Annotated in this window: 18 protein-coding genes; 7 read left to right on the top strand and 11 right to left on the bottom strand. The window is 70.2% G+C overall.

The features are described from left to right. Positions 1–147: 147 nt before the first annotated feature. Entirely contained in the window at positions 148–1,377 is a 1,230-nt protein-coding gene (locus tag KM842_RS11110) for a glycosyltransferase family 4 protein (protein ID WP_216258384.1), read from the top strand. Further along, entirely contained in the window at positions 1,374–2,075 is a 702-nt protein-coding gene (locus KM842_RS11105; protein WP_216258382.1) for a sugar transferase, read from the top strand. Before KM842_RS11110 ends, KM842_RS11105 begins: the two co-directional genes overlap by 4 nt. A 23-nt stretch (positions 2,076–2,098) precedes the next feature. Here KM842_RS11105 and KM842_RS11100 read toward each other — a convergent pair whose 3' ends face one another. The 10 genes from KM842_RS11100 to KM842_RS11055 all read right to left on the bottom strand — a co-directional run bounded on the left by KM842_RS11100 (position 2,099) and on the right by KM842_RS11055 (position 15,203). Next, entirely contained in the window at positions 2,099–3,235 is a 1,137-nt protein-coding gene (locus KM842_RS11100; protein ID WP_216258380.1) for a glycosyltransferase, read from the bottom strand. After that, positions 3,232–4,458, bottom strand: a complete 1,227-nt coding sequence (locus KM842_RS11095) for a glycosyltransferase family 4 protein (protein WP_216258378.1) — start codon at positions 4,456–4,458, stop codon at positions 3,232–3,234. The genes KM842_RS11100 and KM842_RS11095 overlap by 4 nt, the downstream gene beginning before the upstream one ends. An 11-nt stretch (positions 4,459–4,469) precedes the next feature. Beyond that, a complete protein-coding gene (locus KM842_RS11090) occupies positions 4,470–5,663 on the bottom strand; it encodes an MATE family efflux transporter (protein WP_216258376.1) in 1,194 nt (397 codons plus the stop codon). Between the two features lie 14 nt (positions 5,664–5,677). After that, positions 5,678–6,964: a hypothetical protein gene (locus tag KM842_RS11085; RefSeq protein WP_216258374.1), complete on the bottom strand. Its 1,287-nt coding sequence runs from the start codon at positions 6,962–6,964 to the stop codon at positions 5,678–5,680. Next, positions 6,955–8,115, bottom strand: coding sequence for a non-hydrolyzing UDP-N-acetylglucosamine 2-epimerase (wecB, locus tag KM842_RS11080; protein ID WP_437124529.1), 1,161 nt, complete (start codon positions 8,113–8,115; stop codon positions 6,955–6,957). Before wecB ends, KM842_RS11085 begins: the two co-directional genes overlap by 10 nt. Next, complete coding sequence (locus tag KM842_RS11075; RefSeq protein ID WP_216258372.1) at positions 8,112–9,191, bottom strand: polysaccharide biosynthesis C-terminal domain-containing protein; 1,080 nt, start codon at positions 9,189–9,191, stop codon at positions 8,112–8,114. The genes wecB and KM842_RS11075 overlap by 4 nt, the downstream gene beginning before the upstream one ends. Continuing rightward, positions 9,188–10,249, bottom strand: a complete 1,062-nt coding sequence (locus tag KM842_RS11070; RefSeq protein ID WP_216258370.1) for a polysaccharide biosynthesis protein — start codon at positions 10,247–10,249, stop codon at positions 9,188–9,190. The genes KM842_RS11075 and KM842_RS11070 overlap by 4 nt, the downstream gene beginning before the upstream one ends. Before the next feature lie 86 nt (positions 10,250–10,335). Further along, positions 10,336–11,754 carry a tyrosine-protein kinase domain-containing protein gene (locus KM842_RS11065; RefSeq protein WP_216258368.1) on the bottom strand — a complete coding sequence of 473 codons (1,419 nt, stop codon included), beginning with the start codon at positions 11,752–11,754 and terminating at the stop codon, positions 10,336–10,338. Positions 11,755–11,864: 110 nt separating this feature from the next. Continuing rightward, positions 11,865–12,281: a DUF3060 domain-containing protein gene (locus KM842_RS11060; RefSeq protein ID WP_216258366.1), complete on the bottom strand. Its 417-nt coding sequence runs from the start codon at positions 12,279–12,281 to the stop codon at positions 11,865–11,867. A gap of 60 nt (positions 12,282–12,341) precedes the next feature. Continuing rightward, positions 12,342–15,203 carry a hypothetical protein gene (locus KM842_RS11055; protein WP_216258364.1) on the bottom strand — a complete coding sequence of 954 codons (2,862 nt, stop codon included), beginning with the start codon at positions 15,201–15,203 and terminating at the stop codon, positions 12,342–12,344. A gap of 554 nt (positions 15,204–15,757) precedes the next feature. Here KM842_RS11055 and dnaK point away from each other — a divergent pair. From dnaK to KM842_RS11035, 4 genes are all read left to right on the top strand, one after another. Next, a complete protein-coding gene (dnaK, locus tag KM842_RS11050) occupies positions 15,758–17,629 on the top strand; it encodes a molecular chaperone DnaK (protein ID WP_216258363.1) in 1,872 nt (623 codons plus the stop codon). A gap of 5 nt (positions 17,630–17,634) precedes the next feature. After that, complete coding sequence (locus tag KM842_RS11045; RefSeq protein WP_216258361.1) at positions 17,635–18,390, top strand: nucleotide exchange factor GrpE; 756 nt, start codon at positions 17,635–17,637, stop codon at positions 18,388–18,390. A 30-nt stretch (positions 18,391–18,420) separates the two neighbouring features. Then, the gene (locus KM842_RS11040; protein ID WP_216258359.1) at positions 18,421–19,422 is read left to right on the top strand and encodes a DnaJ C-terminal domain-containing protein; all 1,002 of its coding nucleotides are present in this window, start codon (positions 18,421–18,423) and stop codon (positions 19,420–19,422) included. Positions 19,423–19,611: 189 nt separating this feature from the next. Then, the gene (locus KM842_RS11035; protein ID WP_216262350.1) at positions 19,612–20,022 is read left to right on the top strand and encodes a heat shock protein transcriptional repressor HspR; all 411 of its coding nucleotides are present in this window, start codon (positions 19,612–19,614) and stop codon (positions 20,020–20,022) included. Positions 20,023–20,299: 277 nt separating this feature from the next. Here KM842_RS11035 and KM842_RS11030 read toward each other — a convergent pair whose 3' ends face one another. Then, entirely contained in the window at positions 20,300–20,953 is a 654-nt protein-coding gene (locus tag KM842_RS11030; RefSeq protein ID WP_216258356.1) for a GntR family transcriptional regulator, read from the bottom strand. 140 nt (positions 20,954–21,093) lie between these two features. On the opposite strand from KM842_RS11030, the gene KM842_RS11025 reads away from it, so the two are divergent. Continuing rightward, positions 21,094–22,245 (top strand): class I SAM-dependent methyltransferase, encoded by a 1,152-nt coding sequence (locus KM842_RS11025; RefSeq protein ID WP_253206103.1) that lies wholly within the window; start codon positions 21,094–21,096, stop codon positions 22,243–22,245. Positions 22,246–22,252 lie beyond the last annotated feature (7 nt).

The following is a 22,252-nucleotide window of genomic DNA, read 5'->3' as shown; positions in this document are numbered from 1 at the left end:
CACGGGCGACCAGATCCGAGTTCTCCACATGTCGAATGTTGCATACCGCCCTCGGGTGGTCAAGCGAGCGGAGGTCGCCAGTTCGGCCGGACGCTCGCTTCGGCAGGAGTAGCCCGGTGTTGACATTCTGAATGTTAGTATTCCGGCATGCCGAAGCCTACAGCGCAGCTCAGGACGCTGGTCATCACCCAGTACTACCCGCCGGAGGCGCACGGGGCGATCCCTGCGTCCCTTGCCCGGGAACTGGCGCGACGAGGGCACAGCGTCCGTGTGGTGACCACCTTCCCGAACCACCCACACGGCGCCCTGTTCCCTGGATGGCGGCAGCGCCGAGGGCACCGCGAACGGGACGGCGGAGTGACGGTCCGACGGGTCCCGATGATCGTCGACCACTCCGCGTCCGCGGCTCGCCGGATGGTCGCCTACGTCAGCTTCGGGCTGTCCGTCCTCCGTGAGACCAGGGCCGCCCGAACCGCCGACGTCGTCTACGTCTACTGCGCGCAACCGACGGCAGCCATCCCCGCGCTGCTCTGGCGACGATTCCTCGGCCGGCCGTTCGTCCTCCACGTGCAGGACGTCTGGCCGGAGTCCGTCACGGGCTCCGACATGCTCCCGCCGGGCGTCGTCACGAACGTCGTCAGTGCGGTGGTCCTGCGTGCGCTCAGGGTCCTGCACCGTGCTGCTGCCGGTGTCGTCGCGATCTCGCCGGGTGCCGCGCAGCTCCTGATCGACCGCGGCGCCCACCCCGAGCGCACCTCTGTCTGTCACAACTGGGGGCGGCCCGACGCCGTTCCCGATCGTGCCGAGGTCGACCGGTCGCCCGGCACCCACATCGTCTACGCAGGGACCATCGGTCCCAACCAGGGCCTCGACGCCGTCGTGGTGGCGGCGTCTCGGTGCGGCGACCTCCGAGACCTGTCCTTCACATTCGTCGGCGACGGTATCGCGCTCGACGACCTACGTGCCCTCGCCGTCCGAGTGGGAGCACGGAACATCTCGTTCCGTCCCCCGGTGGGGCCGGATCAGATGCCGACCGTCCACGCGGGGGCGGACTTCGAGGTCATCGCACTGAGAGACGTCCCCATGTCCGCCATCACCGTCCCCTCGAAGCTCCAGGACGCGATGGCGCACGGTGTTCCCGTCATCGCCGCGGTGCCCGGCGATGCAGCCGACCTCGTCGTCTCCAGCGGCGCCGGACTCGTCGTCGATCCCGAGGACGTCGACGAACTCGAAGCCGCCTTCCGTGCAGCGCACGCGACCGACGTCGCGGAACGCGCGCGGTTCAGCAACAACGCACGGGTGACAGCGCAACGGACGATGAACGTCGCGTCCGCCACCGACCACCTGGAACACGTCCTCCGAAAGGCAGCAGCATGACCACCCGAACCGTGCCCGATCGACGCACCCGTCGACTCGCTCGCCACCCCTGGGACCCGTGGAAGCGTGGCTTCGACCTGGCGGCCGCCGTCCTGCTGCTCGCCGTGCTGTCCCCGCTCCTCCTGGTGGTCGCCCTCCTGATCCGACTCGACGACGGGGGCCCGGCGCTCTACCGGCAGACCCGGCCAGGGCGAGACGGGCGCCCGTTCAAGATCGTCAAGTTCCGGTCGATGCGCTCCGACGACGCGCTCGAGCGCATCGGCGCCGATGCCGATCACGAGCGCATCACGCCGCTCGGGCGGGTCCTCCGAACGACGAGCATCGACGAGCTCCCGAACCTGTTCAACGTCGTGCGCGGGGAGATGAGCATCGTCGGACCGCGCCCGCACCTGATGTCGTACCTGGACCTGTACTCCGACCGTCAAGCGCGTCGCCACGAGGTGCGCCCCGGCATCACCGGCCTGGCGCAGGTCCGCGGGCGGAACGCCCTCGACTGGGCGACCCGCCTCGACCACGACGTCGAGTACGTCGACCAGCGGTCGTTCGCCCTCGACCTCCGGATCCTGGTCGCCACCATCGGCACCGTCCTCGGCCGCGACGGCGTCTCCGCTCCTGGGCACGCCACGATGGCGCTGTTCGAGGGCAACGGGGAGAACGCGTCCGACGCACGGCCACCAGCGCCCGTCAGCGCCCGCTGAACGCTGCCAGCCTGGGACCGGGATCAGGCTCGGGACTGGCGGATGAGGTCGAACACGTGGGGATCGGCGTCAGAGGCTCGCCATGCGTCGTAGCCGTCGGCTGCCGCGGACGAACGACGTTCGAGCTCCGTGTGGTCTCGGTCTGCCCACCTCTGGATCACGGCAGCCCACGCGTCGTCGTCCACCACTGTTCCTCCACCGGCTCGGACGCGGTCCGTCCAGGGGGTCGTCGGCGGGAGCAGGACGGGTCGCCCGACCGCGAGTGCCTCGGCGATCGTGTGCCCGAAGTTCTCGCCGGCCGTGGCCGTGACCATCGCGTGTGCCTGGATGAGCGCTTCCATCGCAGCGCCGTGCGGGAGCGAACCGCGGAACTCCACGGACACCGTGCGGGGGAGAGCGGCGGCGGCGGATCGGCACCGGCGCGCGTACGCGGCGTCGTCGTCAGGACCGACGACGACCAGCCGGACCGGCCGATCGACGCGTGCCAGAGCCTCGATGAGGAGGTGTGTGCGCTTCTTGGGGCTGATCCGTCCGAGCGTGACGAGTTCGAGCCGGGAGGAACGGGGCAGCGGCACGCGCTCGGCGCGCTGCGGCAGGGACGTCTCGTTCTCCCTCACGACGACCTCTGCGTCGCCGCCCACCACCTCCTTGATCCGGTTCGCCTCGAGCGGGGTCGATGCGTGCCACACGACGCCGGAGAAGAGGCGCACCGACTTCGCGAGCGTCAGGAACACGGTCTTCTTCGAGCGCTTGATCGCGAGTGCGCCCTCGTCGAACTCGCCTCGAGGAGCGAGCAGTGTGCACGCGGGGCGCGCGAGGCCGAGGCGACGGAGCACGAGCGGCAGCACGGCGAACCTGCTGTCGAACACGCTGTTGAGGTAGAGGACGTCCGGGGACGGACGACGACGGATCGCGGACGCCAATCGGGTCAGACCGCGCAGGCCCCGTGTGTCGACGTAGTGGACACAGCGAGCTCCGTCACGCACCGGGTCGCTCGGAACGGGGAGGCGCGCGCTGTGCCCGCGGTCGCGATCACGGGTGACGACCGTCACCGACACGTCCGCAGGTGCGGTGCGGGTCAGCGCGTCGAGCGTCCGGATCGGACCACCGCCGTCGACCGCCGGGGCGAAGTACGGCGCGAGGACCCGGATCGTGGTCACCGTGCACCACCCAGGACGTCCTCGAGCAGCGAACGCCACTGCTGTTCGGCCACCGGCAGTGAGAAGTGCTCGACGACGTGGAGCCGTGCTGTCTGCCCGCGTTCGACCGCGAGCGGCACGTCCTGGACGGCGCGGGCGAGGGCGGCGGCGAGGTCGTCGACGAGGCGCGGGCCGAAGGGGACGATCTGCCCGGCGCCTGCCGGTACCGCGTAGGAAGCGCCACGGGTGGCGGTCGTCACGACGGGGAGCCCGGCGCTCATCGCCTCGAGGAAGACCACGCCGAGGCCCTCCTCCCGACTCGCCGACGTGAACACCGACGCGGCGCGCAGGAGTTCGGCGAGGTCGTCGTCGGAGGGTGACTCGACGACCCGGACGTGCTCGTCGAGCCGCAGCTCGGCGATCAGCGCGCGGTGCTCAGCCGGCAGCGCATGCCGGCCCGCGAGGACGAGGGCGTTCTCGACCCCGTGCCGTGCGCGGGCCACGGCGTAGGCGTGCAGGAGCGTCGGGACGTCCTTGCGCGGATCGTTCAACCGGCTCACCATCGTGATCGGACCGTCCGGCGCCCAGCGGTCAGCGGGGCGGAAGCGCACGGTGTCGACACCGGTCGGGAGCAGGTGCACCGGACGTGAAGTGAGCTGACGGAGGCGTGCGGCCATCGAGTCGTTCAGGGTGACGACCGCAGCCGGCAGGTGCAGGGCACGCCGGTCGAGGCGAGCGGTCGAGTTCGTGGCACGGCGGAGCAACACGCCGCGGATGCCCCGTGCGTCGACGAGCCGACCAGCGCGCTCCTCTTCGACGAGCGTTGCGACCTTGAGCACCCAGGGGATCGAGACATCCCGCATCACGTTGCCGATGGCCGGCGTTCCCGCGACGACGACCGCCGCGTCGCACGCGTTCACCAGCTCGGACAGCGCGCGGCGCGGTCGGTACCGGTTCGCCTCGATCTCGGGCATCGACGTCCCGACGTCCCAGACGGCAGGATCCGTGCCGGGCCGTCGGTGCGCGGTCGGGCCGCGGAGCAGGCTGTTCGGCCGGAGCACCGAGCGGTGTTCCGCGGCGAGGTGGTACATGCGGGGCGCGATGACACGGACGTCCCACCGGTCACGGGCCGGCGTCTCCGGGCCGCACACCGCTCGAGCGACGAAGTCGGCGACGGCCGCCAGCCCGCCGCCACGGGCTTCGGGGGTTCGGTACTCGGGCACGACGAGAGCGAGTGTGCGCATGTTCGGGTCCTTCAGGGAGAGAACGGGGAGGGGACGGGCTGCCGGACGAGCACCACGAGGCTGATCCACCAGGCGAGTGCGCTCCCGGCGGTGACCGCTGCAGCGGCGATGACGACGGCCCCGACGCCGGACGGTGCGACGAGCAGTACGAGCGGGATCCGGACGACCGCTGTGCAACAGCGCAGGGCGAGGATCCTGCGGCCTGCGCCCATCGCCCGGTGCGCCGACTCCGGAACGGCGGCGACGAGTTGGGCGAAGAGCTCGATCGCGGTCGCCACCAGGACCGGTGCGACGAGCGGCCAGGTGGCGCCGAGCAGCGCGACACCGAGCGGTTCGGGGACCACGGCGAGCAGGACGAGGACCGGTGTGGCGACGGTGCAGAGCTTCGTCGTGTCTCCGAGCAACCCACGGACCCCGCCGCCGCCGTCGAGGCGGCGGACGGCGTGGGGGATGAGGACCGCACGCGCGGCGGTCAACCCCACGGTCACCGGACCGGCGAGGGTGCCGGCGCCACGCAGTGCCGCCGCGACGGAGAGTCCGCCGATCCAGGTGGCGATCCAGGTGACGACCTGGACGACTCCGCTGCCGATCATCGTGTCGCCACCGAAGGCGAGGCTCCGCGTGGTGGGGACGGGGGTCTCGTTCCAACCGGGTCGGAGTGTCGACCGTGTGACCAACGACATCCCGTAGCCGAGCAGCGCTCCGACGCCGGCCCAGACCGCGAACGCCGCGGACGCGTCCCACAGGCCGAGCTGCGTCCCGGTGCAGGCGATCGTCGTGCCGCCCAGACCGACGAGTTCCGCGACCACGGCGACGGACGACCTCCCCCGCGCGAGCAGGACCGCGCGCACCGTGTCGCGCATCGCCAGCCCGTGGACCGTGAGCGCCCCCGTCACCAGGTACTCGGACCGGAGCGCGACCGCAGCCACAGCGAGGGCCGCCATCCCGCCGAGGCCGATCACCGACGCCCGCCCGGTGTGCCGGAGGACGTCGGTGGCAGGTGGTGCAGCCACGAGGGGGTCCGCCACCGCAGACCGCGCCAGTGCAGTGACCAGGAGCATGGCGGCGACCGCGACACCGTAACGCCCGGTCTCGTCCACCGTGGACGAGCGTGCGATCGCCACCGCGACGAGCATCCCGGACGCGCTCGAACCGAGACCGACGACCAGCGCCGTCGTCCCGCGCGACCCGGCCACGCGTGCCACGGAGTGGACGCTGATCATCGGACGGCACCCATCGACCCGGACGGATGCGTCGATCGGACGGTGACGCTGCTGCGGACCCGGTTCGCCTCGATCGCTCTGGCGCGTCTCGTGTCCGCCCGAGCCCAGAGCCGGAGCGCGAGGAGGACCGGTGTCGTCGACACCAGGGTCTGCAGCATGTTCACCACGACGTCCGGGGGTGTGCTGAACCAGGACAGCGGTCCGCCGAGCATCAGGGCGAACACGATCACGGCTCCCGGCCGACGTGCGATGCGGTCCCACGGGCGGAGTCCCATGATGACGGTCGCGTAGAGCACGTAGAGCAGCACCACGGCGAGCGGACCCCAGAAGAACCAGGCGGTCGCGACCGGTTGGAACGTGTACGAGGAGATCGAGGAGCCGCCGAGGAACTCGTTGATGAGGTTGCCGGACGAGATCGTGGGGCGGTCGGGATCGAGGAAGCGGGGGACGAAGCCGTAGCGGAGCGCAGACCAGACGTCGGGTTGCCCGAGGTCGTGACCGGCACCGTACTGCGCCGCCCGCCCGATCTGCTCGTCGAAACGGAGCCGGTCGGTGGCCGAGACCGTCTCGCTGACGTCGATGCCGTTCGCCCGGCGGAGGGCGTTCCGGATCTCGAAGACCGTCGGCCAGATGACCGCACACGCGGCTGCACCGGCGAGGATCCAGCTCCGCGGCACCAGACGGGTGAGGATCGCGAGGGTGGCGAGGAGCACGAGGAACACCGTCGCCCGGGCGGTGAGGTTCGTCAGGTACGCCATGATCGCCTGCGTCGCCAGCAGTGCCACGAGCCACCGGACGGCGCCCCACCGTGACAGACCCCCCAGCGCATTCGCGGCGATGATGAGCGCGACTGCGACGTACGCCCACGAGACGAAGGGGCTGAGGACGGTCAGGACGCCGCTCGGGACCGCGGAGTCGACCTGTGCGCGGAGCGTCCCACCACCGAGCAGTACCGATGTGAGGTTCGCGACGATCGACGTGACGGTCACCACGCGCGCGACCGCCGCGACGCGGGACCCGTACCAACGTGCCGTCAGCACGGACACCGGGCTCTGCTGTCGCCGAGCCCGACGCTCGCCGAGGACGACGAGTGCGACGGCCGCCTCGACGAGGAAGGCGCCCCCGACGGCGAGGCCTCCGGTGCGGATGATGAAGTCCGTCTGCGGGTTGTCGTTCCAGATCGCGAGGGGGAGGAACAGCAACGCGTACGGTGCGAGGACGATCGACGTCGTGGGGAAGCGGCGGAGCAGGCGGAGCGGGACGGACGGCGGCTTCACCGCCACGGTCGTCTCCGGAGGCCGAGCGTCGCGTGGTGCGAGTGTGCGGTGCTCAGTACGAACGCGACCACGCGGCGGGCCGTGTCCGTCGCGGCGTAGTCCGCCGGGCCTCCCGACGGCCCTGTCGTGTCGGCGAGGCGGCGTGCGAAGGCGACCGCTTCGAGGACCGGGCCGGTCTGGACGCCAGCGGTGACGACGGACGCCGTGTCGACGGCTTCCGGTCGTTCGATGCGGTCACGGAGCGTCACCGCGGGGAAGCCGAGCATCACGGATTCCTCGCTGATCGTTCCGGAGTCGGAGAGGACGATGAACGCAGACCGCTGGAGCTGGTTGTAGTCGTGGAAACCGAATGGCTCGTGGAACCGCAAACGTGGCCAGGCTGACTCGTCCAGTCCGGTCAACGACCGACGAGTCCGCGGGTGGGTCGAGACGAGGACGGGCAGGTCGTACGCATCGCCGACCGCCTGGACGGCGTCGAGCAGCGCCAGGAGCCGCTCCGGTTCGTCGACGTTCTCCTCGCGGTGCGCGCTCACGAGCACGTACTGCTCGGAGGCGAGTCCGAGCCGAGAGAGGACGTCACTGCGTCGGATCGCGGGTTCGTGCACCGCGAGCACCTCACGGAGGGGTGACCCGGTGAGCAGGATGCGCGACGGGTGGATGCCCTCGGCGAGCAGATTGCGGCGGGCGTGCTCCGTGTACACGAGGTTGTAGTCGGCCACGTGGTCGACCATCCGGCGGTTGGTCTCCTCGGGGACGTTCTCGTCGAACGACCGGTTGCCCGCCTCCATGTGGAACACCGGGACCCGCATGCGCTTCGCGATGAGGGCCGCAACCGCGCTGTTGGTGTCGCCGAGGATGAGCACGGCGTCGGGACGTTCGTCGTTCAGGACCGGCTCGATGCGCTGCAGGATCGAGCCGAGGACCGAACCCAGCGACGAGGTGTCCACGTGCAGGAAGTGATCGGGACGGCGCAGGTCCAGATCGTCGAAGAAGACGTCGCTCAGCTGCGGGTCGTGGTTCTGTCCCGTGTGGACGAGGACGTGGTCGCACGTCTCCTCGAGCAGGTTGATGACCGCGGAGAGCCGGATGATCTCGGGACGGGTCCCCACGATGGTGAGGACCTTCGTGCGGCGTACTGGAGTGTTCGAGTGCATCATGCGACGTCCTGGTGGGTGTCGGAGTGGGTGGGGTCGAAGAGCTCGTTCGTCCAGAAGGCGGTGACGAGGGGTGTCCTGCCGGTGTTCGTGATCGAGTGGGCCCAGAGCGTGGGCATGTCGACGGCGACGGGGCGGTCCCCCGAGACCTCGACGACCTGCCGCTCGTCCGTCAGGACGCGGCGGAGGGCGATGCGGGCTTCGCCCTGCACGACGACGAAACGCTCGAGCTTCCGGCGGTGGAAGTGGTTCCCGCGGGTCACCCCGGGCAGCGTCGTCGAGATGGCGGTCTGGCCGGTGCCGCGATGTGCGCGGACGAGCTCGGTGAACGCACCACGGTCGTCGTGGACCGAGTGGAGCCGGTGGACCGGACGGGCCAGGAAGGCGTACGAACGGTAGGTGTTGAGCAGGTCACGGTCGAAGGGGGTCGCGAGCGGCGGGATCTCCCCCTGGTCGTAGACGGCGGCGAGTCCCGTCAGCTTCGCCGCCAGCTCCGGGATGGTCAGTGTCGTCGACCGTGCGGCGAGTTCCGTCTCGTCGATCGAGCCGATGAGCGCTTCGGCGACGTCCTGAGCGTGCACGAAGACGCGCTCCTGGTCGGAGTCGACCGGAAGGTCACCGCCGTTGGCGAGTCGGTGGCAGAAGGTGGACGTGACGGTGTTGTGGTCCGGTTTGCCGTGTTCGCCGAAGACGTTCTCGATCACCACGTCGAGCATGCGGGCGCCCCACCGGGCTGCTGCGGCGGCGAGTACCTCGGCGGCGCCCGCCTTCCCCTCGCCGTACGGCGTGGGCCGACCGGCCTGGACCGAGTTCGCGTGCACGACGACCGTCGGACGAGCGCCCGCCCGGTCCAGTGCCGCAACGAATCGCCGGGCGAGGGCCACGTTGCCTGATCGGAGGTCGTCGTCGCTGCCTCGGGTGATGCCGGCGACGTGGACAGCGGTGGCCGTGCCCTCGAGCCCGGCGAGCGGACGAGCGTCACGGCGGAGGTCGACGTCGGTCCACGCGCGCTCCTGCGCGTGCAGCAGCGCCCGGAGGTGCCACCCGACCAGCCCTCCGCGACCGGAGACAGCGATCACGCTGCGACCCTCGAGGTACGGCGGCCGGCGCGGTCGAGTTCAGCGCGGATCTCCGGGAGGGAGAGCAGGAGCTGCTCGACGCCACAGACGTCGAGGCGTTCGACCGAGTGGGAATCGTAGGCGGCCCGGTCCGTCTGCGTCGGGTCGCCCTCCTCGAAGTAGGCGGCGTAGTTGAGGTCGCGGACGTCCGCCGGGATGCGGAAGTACTCGCCCATGTCCTCTGCACGTGCCAGCTCCTCGCGGCTGGCCAGCGCCTCGGAGAGCTTCTCGGCGTGCCGGGTACCGATGACGCGGAAGGGCTCGCCCGGCAGGCCGAAGAGGTTCGCGAGCGCGCGGGCAAGGTCACCGATCGTGCAGGAGGCTGCCTTCTTGACGAAGAGGTCGCCCTGGTTCGCGTGGACGAACGCGTGCTCGACGAGGTCGACGCTGTCGTCGAGGGACATCATGAAGCGGGTCATGTCCGGGTTCGTGATGGTGAGCTGCTTGCCCTTGCGGATCTGGTCGACGAACAGCGGGATGACGGAGCCGCGCGAGTACATCACGTTGCCGTACCGCACACACGAGACCGTGGTCGTCGCGTCCTGGTTGTTGAGCCCGAACGACAGCGCGACCTTCTCCATCATCGCCTTGCTGATCCCCATCGCGTTCACGGGGTAGACGGCCTTGTCGGTGCTCAGGCACACCACCGACTGCACCTCCGCGGCGACGGCCTCGGCGACGACGTTCTGACTCCCGAGCACGTTCGTCCGCACTGCTTCGAGCGGGAAGAACTCGCAGGACGGCACCTGCTTGAGGGCCGCGGCGTGGAACACGTGATCGACGCCCCGCATGGCCCGGCCGACGCTCTCGGGCTCGCGGACGTCGCCCAGGTAGAAACGAGCGCGGGGGTCGCTCAGTTCCTGGCGGAGTTGGTCCTGCTTCGCCTCGTCCCGGCTGAGGATGCGGACCTCACCGACCCCTCGTGCGAGCAGCCGCTTGGTCACGGTCTTGCCGAACGAGCCGGTGCCGCCCGTCACGAGGACGCGAGAGCCGATGAGGGAGTCTGTGATGGTTGTCATGGTCGTCCTGTCTGGGGAGTCGGGTGCACTGGGGTGCTGCGGTCGCTCGCGCAGCGGTGTCTGAGGATGAACGAGTCGGTCCGGGTTCACGACGCGGGGTTGTCCGCCGCACGGCTGCCGCGGCTCCGTCTGAGGTCCGACTTGCTGAGCTGGGGCGCGTCGTCGCGGTAGACGTACGCGTAGTGCTGGTGCGGTGACTTGACCATCCCGATCGCGATCCCGATCGTGTGGGCGTCTGCACGGTCGAGCACGGCGAGCGCCTCGCGGAGCTCGGTCGTGCGGGACCTGCCCGCGGCGGTGACCAGGAGCGCACCGGAGGTCGTCGCGGCGAGGACGGCGGCGTCGGTCACCGGGAGCAGCGGAGGCGTGTCGACGATCACGTAGTCGGAGTCCTCGGCGAGCGTCGCGAGGATCGCGGTCATCGCCGGAGAGGAGAGGAGATCGGCCGGGTTCGGCGGCATCGGGCCGGTCGGGAGGACACGTCCGTTCTCACCCCAGGGCTGCAGCACGTCGTCGAGTTCGGCGCGTCCGATGAGCACGTCCGTCAGACCGACCGAGTTCTCGAGGTCCAGCCGTGCCGCGACGGCGGGACGACGGAGATCGCAGTCGACCAGCGTCACCCTCGATCCGCCCTCCATGAGTGCGGCGGCGAGGTTGACCGAGGTGGTCGTCTTCCCTTCGCTGGGGTTCGCCGACGTGATGACGAGGACGCGGCTGTGCTCGGTCTGGTCCACGAATCGGAGGTTCGTCCGGAGCGAGCGGAAGGACTCAGCGAAGGCCCCGCGGCCGTCACCCTGGACGTAGACCGGCGTCTTCGCCAGGTCCTTCGAACGGGGGACCATGCCCAGTACCGGACGATCGGTCGCGGACTCGACCTCCGCCCGCCCGCGGATCCTCGTGTCGAGGAGGTCTCGGAGCAGCGCGGCGAGGACGCCCACCGCCGTCCCGCCACCGAGGCCGAGCAGCATCGACTTCAGGGGCTGCGGTGTCGCCGCCGTCTCCGGCGCGAGCGCGGGCTGGGAGGTACGGACCGAGACCGCACTCTGCCGGTCGGCCCCCGCCTGCTCCAGGTCGGTGGCGACGGCGTCCGTGAAGCTCGCGCTGATCGCGTTGGCGATGGCGGCGGCCCGTTTCGGGGACGTGTCGTTGACGGTCAGGTAGAGGAGCACGGTCTCGTTCGGCGAACTGGCGCGGACGTGCTCGGAGAGTTCCTGGGCGGTCAGCCCGAGCCCGAGTTCGTCGATCGCGGACTGGAGCACCCGGGGCGTGGTGATGATGTCGACGTAGGAGCGAACACGTTGTTCCGCTGCGTTGCCGCCCTGGACGAGGTCGGTCGTTGAACCGGTGTCCGCGGCCGCCACCGTCACGTACAGCTGCGCCGTCGCGTCGTACGTCGGGGTCGCGAGGAGGAGCTGCGTGCACGCCGCTGCCGAGCCGAGCGCGATGCTGCCGACGACGAGGGGCCATCGACGGCGGAGAGAGCGGAGGAGGTCGGGGAGTTCCATGGCGTCCTGTCTGTCGAGATGTCAAGATACTAGCACGTGATATATGAATACGGAAGTGTCGGAGCGCACGAACGGCCGCCCTGCTGGGCGGCCGTTCGTGCGCACGTCCGTCAGTCGACGGTGTTGCCCGTGCCTTGGTCGTCGACCTCGGGCTCACCGCCCTCGACGTGCAGCTTGTTGTTCGAGCCGAAGAGCGTCACCTGGTCCGACGAAGCGGCGGTGATGTCGTTGTTGTTGCCCTCGACGACGATGCTCTTCGTCGGACCGAGCGCGATTGCGCTCCCGGAGGAGGCGATCGACACGGCCTTGCATCCCTTCTTGAGCGTGTGCTCGACGCCATCGCCGCTCAGGACGGCCTGCGATCCGTCGCACTTGTTCTCGTAGGCGGGGATCGCGAGGCTGGTCGGGGTCTTCGTGGGCTGCGCGCTCTCCTTGCTGTCCGGGGCGGTTGCGTTCGCGCATCCGGTGAGCAGGACAGCCGCGGTCCCGGCGGTCAGGAGGGCGGAGAGGGTGCTGCGTCTGGTCATGATCGGGCCTTCGGGTCGGTGGCGCGGGGCCGGCATGGTGCCCGGCCCCGCGCCTGGTTGTCACGGGGTGGGGACGAGCCGGACGTCGACGCGGGCGGTCTTGGTGCCGGCGTCGTCAGCGTCCTGCGTGAAGACCATCGGGAACACCTGGTTGCCCAGGGTCCGCTGGATCTCCCACTTGCCGAGGGTGTCCGCCGTGACGGTCATCGCCTTGGTGGGGTACTCGGTACCGAACGGGTAGAGCGTGACCTCGGTGCCCGGCGTGGCGGTGCCGCGGAAGGTCTGCAGGGTGTTGGGGGGGAACGTGCCCTTGTCGCTGTGGCTCGTCACCGTCAGGTCTGCGGGCTGGCCGACCCATCCGTTCGCGGCGATGCTGATGTGCTCGATCTTGTTGACCTTGCCCGCGGCTTCGGGCTCCTGGCGAACGGCCACCTCGCGGTAGATCGTGTTCCCCAGGCCGCGGCGGATCTGCCACTCCCCGGTGGTCTCGTCGGCCGTGGTCGACATCGAGTACGAGGCGTAGCGCGGGTCGAAGCCGAACGGGTTGAGCACGACGGTCGCGCCGGGAGTGGCCTTGCCCGCGAAGACCTGGTCGCCCGGGTTGAAGAAGTCACCCGACGCGAAGTTCGTCAGCTGCAGGTCGCCCGGCTGGCCGAGATCGCGGTAGGGCTTGAGGCCGTAGTTCACGACCTCGTTCGTCACGCCGGTCTGGGCGGTCTGCTTGAACGAGAACATCGCGTACGGGGTGTCGCTCAGCCCGCGGTCGATGGCCCATTCGCCGAACTGGTCCACCCGGGCGGTCAGGTTGTAGCCCGCGTACTTCGGGTCGAAGCCGAAGGGGTTGAGCGTGATGGTCGCGCCGACCGTGCCGCGGCCGACGAAGTGCTGCTGGCCGGGCACGAAGGTGCCGTTCTTGACGTGCGAGGAGAGCTGCACGGACTCTGCGGTGACCGGCGCGGTCGAGGAGGCCGTGGTCTCGGTCGTCAGGGCGCCCTTCGACTTCGCGGTGGCGCGCAGCTCGATCTTCCCGGAGCCGAGGCCGGTGAGGTCACGACGGAACGACCCGTCCGCGCCGGTCACGATGAACGAGTCGACCTGCTTGCCGCCGGTGACGATGGCGACCTGCGCGCCCTGGGACGACTTGCCGGTGACGGTCATCTTGCCGCCGGTGAAGCTCGTCGGGGCGTTCAGGGAGATGGCCTCACCGAAGTCGGCGGTCGTCTGCGTGGTCTGGACGCCGTCGATGCCGGTCTGCTCGACGGTCAGGGTGTGCTGGCCGGGGCCGACCGGGTCGATCGGGAGCGACCACGCGCCGTTCTTCACATCGGTCGTCCCGAGCGTCTTCGAACCGTTCTTGACCGTGATCGTCGCGCCCTCAGCGCCCGTACCGGAAGCGACCGCCTTCTTCGTCACGTCCGGGTCGAACTGCACCGCGGCCGTCGGCTGCTCAACGGTGGACTTGCCCGGGTTGATCGTGCGCTCGGTGGTCGTGACGTTGTAGCCCTTCGAGGTGGTCGCGACGACGAGCTCGTACTCGCGATCCTCGAGGTCGTCGATGGCGATCGACCAACTGCCGTCGTCGCTGTCGGCTTTCGTGGAACCGAGGATCGTCCCGGGCTTGCCCTTCTCGTAGACGCGCAGCAGGGAGTTCTGCTGGGAGACACCGCGCATCACCAGGGTGCTGCCGGGAGCGAGATCGAAGTCCTCGTCCGGGGACGTGATGGTGGTGCCCAGGCCGTAGTCGACGGGAAGCTCGATCGAGCCGTTGTCCTGGCCGCGGACGACCTGGACGAACTCGAGCGTGTCGACCCCGGTCATGTTCGGCGGGTTCACCGTTGCGGTCCACTGATGGTCGGCGCCGACGGTCCCGACGCTGATCGTCTTCATGCCTCGACGGATCTCGACCTTCGCACCCGGTGTACCGGCGCCCTCGACCTGAACGGTCTTCTCAACGTCCTCGAGGTCGAAGGTCGCCTTCGCGGTGATGTCTTCGACCTTCAGCTCGACGTCCAGCGTGAAGGTTCCGAGTTCTACGCCACCCTTGTACGCGGTGATCTCGACTGGGTTCGAGCCGAGGTCGAGCTTGTCGAGGGTGTACTGGAAGGTACCCTCGGCGGTCGGCGCGACTGCCTTCGTGGTGGAGCCCCACTTGATCTGGACGAGGTTCGTGCCGTCCGGTACGAAACCCTCGAGGTTCGCGGTGCCCCTCTCGACGTCGACAGCGGTGGCGTTCGCGCTGAGGGTCAGCGGCAGGTTGACCTCGGTCCGCTTGCCCCGGTCGCCACTCCAGATCGTCGCCGTCTTCGCGGTGCCCGGCACCTGGTCCAGGTCGATGTTGCGCACCCAGCCGTCACCGCCGGCCTTGACGACCTGGTAGTCGTCGGTAGCGACGTCGGACTTCGACACGTGGATCTCGGCGTACGCACTCGTCTTGGCGGTCAGGGTCCGCTTGTTGCCGTTCTTGCCGAGGGAAACCTCGGTCAGGGCGGCGGTGTGGGTCGAGATCGACCAGCCGCTTCCGGAGCTGCCCTCGCGAACGCGGATGGTCGTCCCGCTCGTGTACTTCCGGTCTACCTGTAGGTCGTACCTGTAGCTCGATGCGTTGCCGACTGCATGCCAGGTGCTCCCGCCGTCGTCACTGACCTGGATCGACGAGGTCGAGTTGACCGTCTTGCCCGAGATCGAGAACGAGTCCCCGGCCTTGTCGTACGACGACGACGCGGCGAACGTCCGCGGGCGGGTCACCCTGACCGTCCTGTACGCGGAGGAGTTGTTCCAGTGCGTGACGTTGTCGAAGTGCCCGTTGTGCACGTACAGCGTGGTCGATTCACCTTCGGCGAGACCGAGCGTGCTCCAGGAGACGGTGAACGATGACTGGACGACTGCGTTGCCGCCACCAGTGATCAGCGGCGTGTATCCCACGCTGTCCTTCAGATAGTCCGATCCCGGTCGGTTGAACCCGGGGTGGGGGGATCGGTACGCGTACCCTCTGGTGTACCCAGCGCCTTCGATCGGGAGTCGGACGTCGATCTTCGCGTCGGAGGTGTCCGCGGAAGTGAACGACGCGGACTCCGGACCGGCCGGCTGCAGGAGGCTTCGAGCCTCGCCGTTCACCGACGCGATCTTGGATGGTTCTGTGGCTGCCGTTGCTGCTGGGCCGAAGCTCAGCCCCGTGGCGATGGTGGCCGCGGCGACGCCGGTCGCGGCCGCGGCTCGAAGGAATGACTTCATCTGGAGAGGTGTCTTTCGGGATCGGGCCGCACCACAGCGCGGCAACCTGCTGGTGTAAGAAATATCACATGCAAGCGCTGAGAACATCCCGGGTGCAATGCCTACCGCCGACCTTGCGCCCACTCGACGCAACTTCTCCGACCTGGACTTGACGCGCCCCCCGTCCGGAGTAAACTTGAGCCCAGCGGACGCAAGTCCGCGTAGGCTTCAGCAAGACCAGCACCCCGACCGAAGGAGCATCACCAATGGGACGTGCAGTAGGAATCGACCTCGGAACCACGAACTCCGTCGTCAGCGTGCTCGAGGGCGGCGAGCCCACCGTCATCGCCAACGCCGAGGGCCTCCGGACCACCCCGTCGATCGTCGCGTTCACGAAGGACGGTGAGGTGCTCGTCGGCGAGACCGCCAAGCGCCAGGCCGTGACGAACGTCGACCGCACCATCGCCTCCGTCAAGCGCCACATCGGCACCGACTGGAAGGTCGACATCGACGGCAAGAGCTACACGCCGCAGGAGATCTCAGCCCGCACCCTCGGCAAGCTCAAGCGCGACGCCGAGCAGTACCTCGGCGAGGACGTCACCGACGCGGTCATCACCGTCCCGGCGTACTTCAACGACGCCGAGCGCCAGGCCACGAAGGACGCCGGTGAGATCGCCGGCCTCAACGTCCTCCGCATCATCAACGAGCCGACCGCCGCCGCGCTGGCGTACGGCCTCGACAAGGGCAAGGAAGACGAGCTCATCCTGGTCTTCGACCTCGGCGGTGGCACGTTCGACGTCTCCCTGCTCGAGGTGGGCAAGGACGACGACTTCTCGACCATCCAGGTCCGTGCGACCTCCGGCGACAACCGCCTCGGCGGCGACGACTGGGACCAGCGCATCGTCGACCACCTGGTCAAGAAGTTCAAGGCCGACCACGGCGTCGACCTGTCCACGGACAAGATCGCGAAGCAGCGCCTGAAGGAAGCTGCCGAGCAGGCGAAGAAGGAGCTCTCGAGCCAGCTCAGCGCCAACATCCAGCTGCCCTACCTCACGCTCACCAGCGAAGGCCCGCTGAACCTCGACGAGACCATCTCGCGCGCGCAGTTCGAGCAGATGACCTCCGACCTGCTCGACCGCACCAAGAAGCCCTTCAACGACGTCATCAAGGAAGCGGGCGTGTCGGTCAACGACATCGCGCACGTCGTCCTCGTCGGCGGCTCGACCCGCATGCCCGCCGTGGCCGAGGTCGTCAAGTCGCTCACCGGCGGCAAGTCGCCGAACCAGGGCGTCAACCCGGACGAGGTCGTCGCCGTCGGCGCCGCGCTCCAGGCCGGCGTCCTCAAGGGCGAGCGCAAGGACGTCCTGCTCATCGACGTCACCCCGCTCTCGCTCGGCATCGAGACCAAGGGCGGCCTGATGACGAAGCTCATCGACCGCAACACCGCGATCCCGACCAAGCGCAGCGAGACCTTCACCACCGCCGACTCGAACCAGCCGTCGGTCGCGATCCAGGTCTTCCAGGGCGAGCGCGAGTTCACCCGCGACAACAAGCCGCTCGGCACCTTCGAGCTGACCGGCATCGCCCCGGCTCCGGCGGGCATCCCGCAGATCGAGGTCACGTTCGACATCGACGCCAATGGCATCGTGCACGTGTCCGCGAAGGACAAGGGCACCGGCAAGGAGCAGTCGATGGTCATCTCCGGTGGCTCGTCGCTGCCGAAGGAGGACATCGAGCGCATGGTCCGCGAAGCCGAGGAGCACGCGGCCGAGGACAAGGCCCGTCGTGAGGCCAGCGAGCGTCGCAACCAGGCCGAGCAGCTCGCCTACTCGATCGAGAAGCTCATCAAGGAGAACGACGAGAAGCTCCCCGCGGACGTCAAGTCCGAGGTGCAGGCCGACGTCGACGCGCTGAAGTCCGCCCTCGCGGGTGACGACGACGACGCGGTCAAGACCGCCTTCGACAAGCTCAACGAGTCGCAGGGCAAGCTCGGCCAGGCCATCTACGCCCAGGACCAGGCGGCCGACACCGCCGGTGCCCAGGGCGCCGGTGCGGGTGCCGAGGGTCAGGCCACCGGCGACGACGAGGACATCGTCGACGCCGAGGTCGTGGACGACGACGACAACGACAAGAAGTAGGGCGCATGACGAGCAGCAACGAGAACCCGCAGGACCCGGGTCGGCACGACGCCGACCTGCCCGGAGGCTCGGCTGACGGCACGCAGACCGGTCCCGGCTCGGCGGGCACCCCCGCCGGGCCGGCCGGCGCCGCCGGCACGGCTCCCGAGGGCAACCCCGCCGAGGGCTCCGAGGACGGCGCGACCGCCGACGTCGACGGCACCGAGGACCTCATCGAGGCCGAGGGCCCGGACGTCGAGGTGTCGACCGACGCCGCGGCCGGCGGTGACCTCAGCCCCGAGGACGAGGCCCTCCTCGCCGACGCCGCCAGCGGCATCGCCGAGGACCGGCTGTCCCCGTCGGACCGTGACCTGGTGGCGGAGATGCGCACCGACATGCTCCGCGCGCAGGCCGAGCTGGTGAACTTCCGGAAGCGTGTCGAACGCGACCGCGACGCCAACCGCGAGGTCGTCATCGCCGAGGTCGTCCGGGCACTGCTCCCGGCGCTCGACGACCTGAACCGGGCCGAGTCGCACGGCGACCTCGCCGAGGGCCCGATGCAGGTCATCGCACAGAAGCTCCGCGGCGGGTTCGACAAGTTCCACCTCGTGCGCATCGGCGAGAAGGGCGAGGTCTTCGACCCCAACGTCCACGAGGCCATCGTCCAGCTGCCCACGCCGGGTGCCACCGACCAGACCGTGGCGGACGTCGTGGAGCCGGGCTACAAGCTCGGCGACCGCGTGCTCCGTGCGGCCAAGGTCGCCGTGGCGGTCCCGGCCTGAGCGCCGACGACGGTGGACGGGAGGTGAGCCGTGGCCAGTCAGGACTGGTTCGACAAGGACTTCTACGCAGTGCTCGGGGTGTCGAAGGACGCCTCGGACGCTGACCTGAAGAAGACCTACCGGAAGCTCGCGCGGCAGTACCACCCGGACTCCAACCCGGGTGACGCTGCAGCCGAGTCGAAGTTCAAGGAGATCAGCGAGGCGTACTCGGTGCTCTCCGACAAGGAGCAGCGCCAGGAGTACGACCAGGTGCGCGCGATGGGCTCCGGCGCCCGCTTCACCGCAGGCGGCGCCGGGGGTCAGGGCGGCTTCGAGGACGTCTTCGGTGGCATGTTCGGCGGCGGCCAGGGCGGCGGGCAGCGTGTCCGCTTCGGCCAGGGCGGCGGCGGAGCAGGTGGGTTCGAGGACATCCTCGGCGGGATGTTCGGCGGAGGCGGCTTCGGCCAGAACTCCGGCGGATTCCGCGGCTTCGGCGGTCCGACGAAGGGGCGCGACGTCACCGCGACGACGACCCTCGACTTCGCGACCGCCATCGCCGGCGACACCGTCAAGCTCGCGCAGGGCAACGGCCGTCCGGTCAACGTGCGGATCCCCGCCGGTGTCGCGGACGGGCAGAAGATCCGCCTCCGCGGCCGGGGCGAACCGAGCCCGGACGGCGGTGAGGCGGGTGACCTCGTGGTCGCCGTCACCGTCCGGAAGCACCCGGTGTTCGAGCGCGACGGGCAGAACCTGCGGATCGACGTCCCCGTGACGTTCGTCGAGGCGGCGCTCGGTGCGACGATCCAGGTGCCCACCCTCGGCGGCGAGCCCGTCAAGCTCAAGGTCGCGCCCGGCACGCCGTCGGGTCGCGTCCTCCGCGTGAAGGGCCGGGGCGTCACGACCAAGAACGGGACGGGCGACCTGCTCGCCACCGTGCAGGTCGCGGTCCCGTCGCACCTCTCCGACAAGGCCCGCGAGGCGCTCGACGCCCTCGCCCAGGCCCTGCCGGACGAGGACCCCCGCGAGGACCTCCTCGCCAAGGCGCGCGGCTAGCGCCACGCACCACGGTGCGTGACCGCGTCACGCACCACCCGCGCACGACGCGCGTCGTGCACCACCCGCGCACGACGCGCGTCGTGCACCACCGGCCGGGAGGCGCGGTGCGGCTCCGTCACGGACCCGCACCGCGCCTCCCGGCCGCCCCACCCCACCTGCGCGACGGAAGGACGTCCCATGGCCGACATGGACGAGAACTCGCCCGTGTTCGCGATCGCGGTCGCGGCGGAGCTGGCGGAGATGCACCCGCAGACGCTCCGGCAGTACGACCGGCTCGGTCTCGTCGTGCCCGGGCGCACCCGTGGCGGGTCGCGGCGGTACTCGATGCGTGACATCACGCAGCTGCGGGAGATCGCCCGGCTCGGGTCCGAGGGGGTGTCGCTCGAGGGCATCCGTCGGGTGCTCGACCTCGAGAACGAGAACGCGCTGCTCCGGACGCGGGTCCGCGACCTCGAGCGTGCGCTCGCCGACCAGCTCATCAGCCGTCCCGGGGCCCGGGTCTTCGCAGCCACGGCGACCGGCGCTGCGGTGTCCCTCCGTGCCGGTGCGCGACCGCAGCGCAACAACGCCGTCGTGCTCTACCGCCCCCAGCGCTGAGCCGCGCGCTCCGGTCGGGCGCCCCACCGCCCGCGCCGGTGTCACCCGTGCCGCCGGTCGGACCGTGCCGCCGGTCGGACCGTGCCGCCGGTCCGGCTGTGTCAGGGGTACCCGTCGTCGAACAGGGCGTCGAACCCGCTCCCGGCCGAGCTGCACGTGGCGCCGTCGTCCGGGCGCTCCGCGTGCCCCGTCCCGCGGGCCGGCGGCGCCGGGCAGTGCCGGGCCCGCTGCTGCCGCAGGTGCCTGAGCACGGCACCGTGGCACGACGAACACACGCTCAGGCCTCGTTCCCGTCCGGATCCGGCAGCAGGTGCGCAGACCACGTCGCACGCTCCGCCAGCCGACCGTCCCGGACGTCGACGGCGACCCGCAGCGCGACCACACCGGTCCGGATGTCCTGCCACGGAAGCGCCGACTCCAGGGCGCGGTGGCGGAGCCGGAACGTCAGTCCGTCGAGCGACCCCCGGAGCGCGGCCGTGAGCATCGGGTTCCGGCACTCGTCGATGAACGTCCGGTAGATCGGCGTCGCCGCGTCTGCCGACGGCTGCAACGAGGGCGCCTCGAGGCAGTCGAGCAGCACGCCCAGCCGTCGGAACACCGCGCTGCGGCTGCGGTCCCCGAGCCGCGGGACGGTCACCCGCACGACACCGCCGAACAGCAGACCGAGGGCCTGGAGTGCCGGGACCACGTCCTCCCGCGCGGGCACGGCGACCCGCGTGTACCGGTTCGCCCGGAGCTCGACGAGTCCGAGGTGGGCCAGGTCGGCGAGTGCCTCGCGCACCGGCGTGCGGGAGCACCCGAGTCGTGCGGCCAGCTCCTCGTCGTCCAAGCGGTCGCCGGGGCACAGCGAGCCGCGCATGATCTCGCTCCGGAGGCGGTCCCGCGCGATGTCGCGCAGCAGTGTCCTGGTGTCGGAAGGCGGTGCGAACATCGGCCCCTCTCGCTGCTCATCACGACCCGGACGCCCCGGGGCGGTCCCGAGCGTAGGGTCCACGCGCCCCGCTGTCGCGTGTGACATACCACCGGCCCACGGTGGCGCACCTGCCAGCACGGCGCGGCTACCCTCGGACCGTGCCGTCCTTCGACTTCGCGGACCACTTCCGCCGTTCCCCCGCCGACCGCGGTCCGGACTTCATGACCATCGACGGCACGGACCGGTTCCTGCTCGACGAGGCCCCGCACGTGCACGGGGACGCGCTCCGGCAGCCGGGGGAGGTGGCCGTGGTCGACGACCGGTACGGTGTGCTGACGCTCGGCCTGCTCGCGCTGCACGGTGCCGACCAGGTGCGGGTCGTGCAGGACTCCCTCGTCAGTGAGCGTGCTCTCGGTGCCGCGGCCGGGACGTTCGGCCGGCGCGGGTTCCACCACCCCGACACCCTCGAGGGTGCCTTCCGCGACGTGCGGCTCGTGCTGCTGCGGCTGTCGAAGTCGAACGACCGGCTCGACGAGGTCGCCCGGGCGGTCGCACGGTTCGCCGCGCCGGACGTGGTGCTGCTCTGCGGCGGGGTGAACAAGCACATGACGCTGTCCCAGAACGACGTCCTCCGTCGGTACTTCGGCGACGTGACGGCCTCGCGGGGTCGGGGGAAGAGCCGCCTCCTCGTCGCGCAGGACCCCCTCGCAGCGCAGGCGTCCCGCGCCGACCTCACGGCACCCTGGCCCCGACGAGTGCACCTCGACGAACTCGGCATGACGGTCGCGGCGCACGGCGGCGTGTTCGCCGGTGCATCGCTCGACCTCGGCACCCGCGTGCTGCTCGAGGCGATGGACGGCGCGGTCCCCACGGCCAGGACGGCGGTGGACCTGGGCAGCGGCAACGGCGTCATCGCGGTCGAGCTCGCGCGGCGCCGTCCGGCCGTCCGGGTGGTCGCGACCGACGTCTCGACGACGGCCGTCGCCTCCACGGCGGCCACGGCGGCGGCGAACGGCGTGGCCGACCGCATCACGGTGCTCCGGAGTGACGCCGGCGACGAGATCGACGCGGGCAGTGCGCAGCTCGTCCTCTGCAACCCGCCGTTCCACGAGGGCACCACGGTGAGCACGGACGCGGCCGAGGCGATGTTCCGGAACGCGGCCACGATCCTCCAGGCCGGTGGTGAGTTCTGGTGCGTCTGGAACTCGCACCTGCGCTACCGCCCCGTGCTCGAGCGGGCGATCGGTCCGACCCGGCAGGTCGTGCGCACGGCGAAGTTCACGGTGACCGCCTCGGTCGCCACCGGCTGAGGGAACA

This window comes from Curtobacterium sp. L6-1, assembly GCF_018885305.1.
Classification (GTDB): domain Bacteria; phylum Actinomycetota; class Actinomycetes; order Actinomycetales; family Microbacteriaceae; genus Curtobacterium; species Curtobacterium aetherium.
Note: the sequence above shows the minus strand (reverse complement) of the source record. Positions and strands in the feature narration are given on the sequence as shown.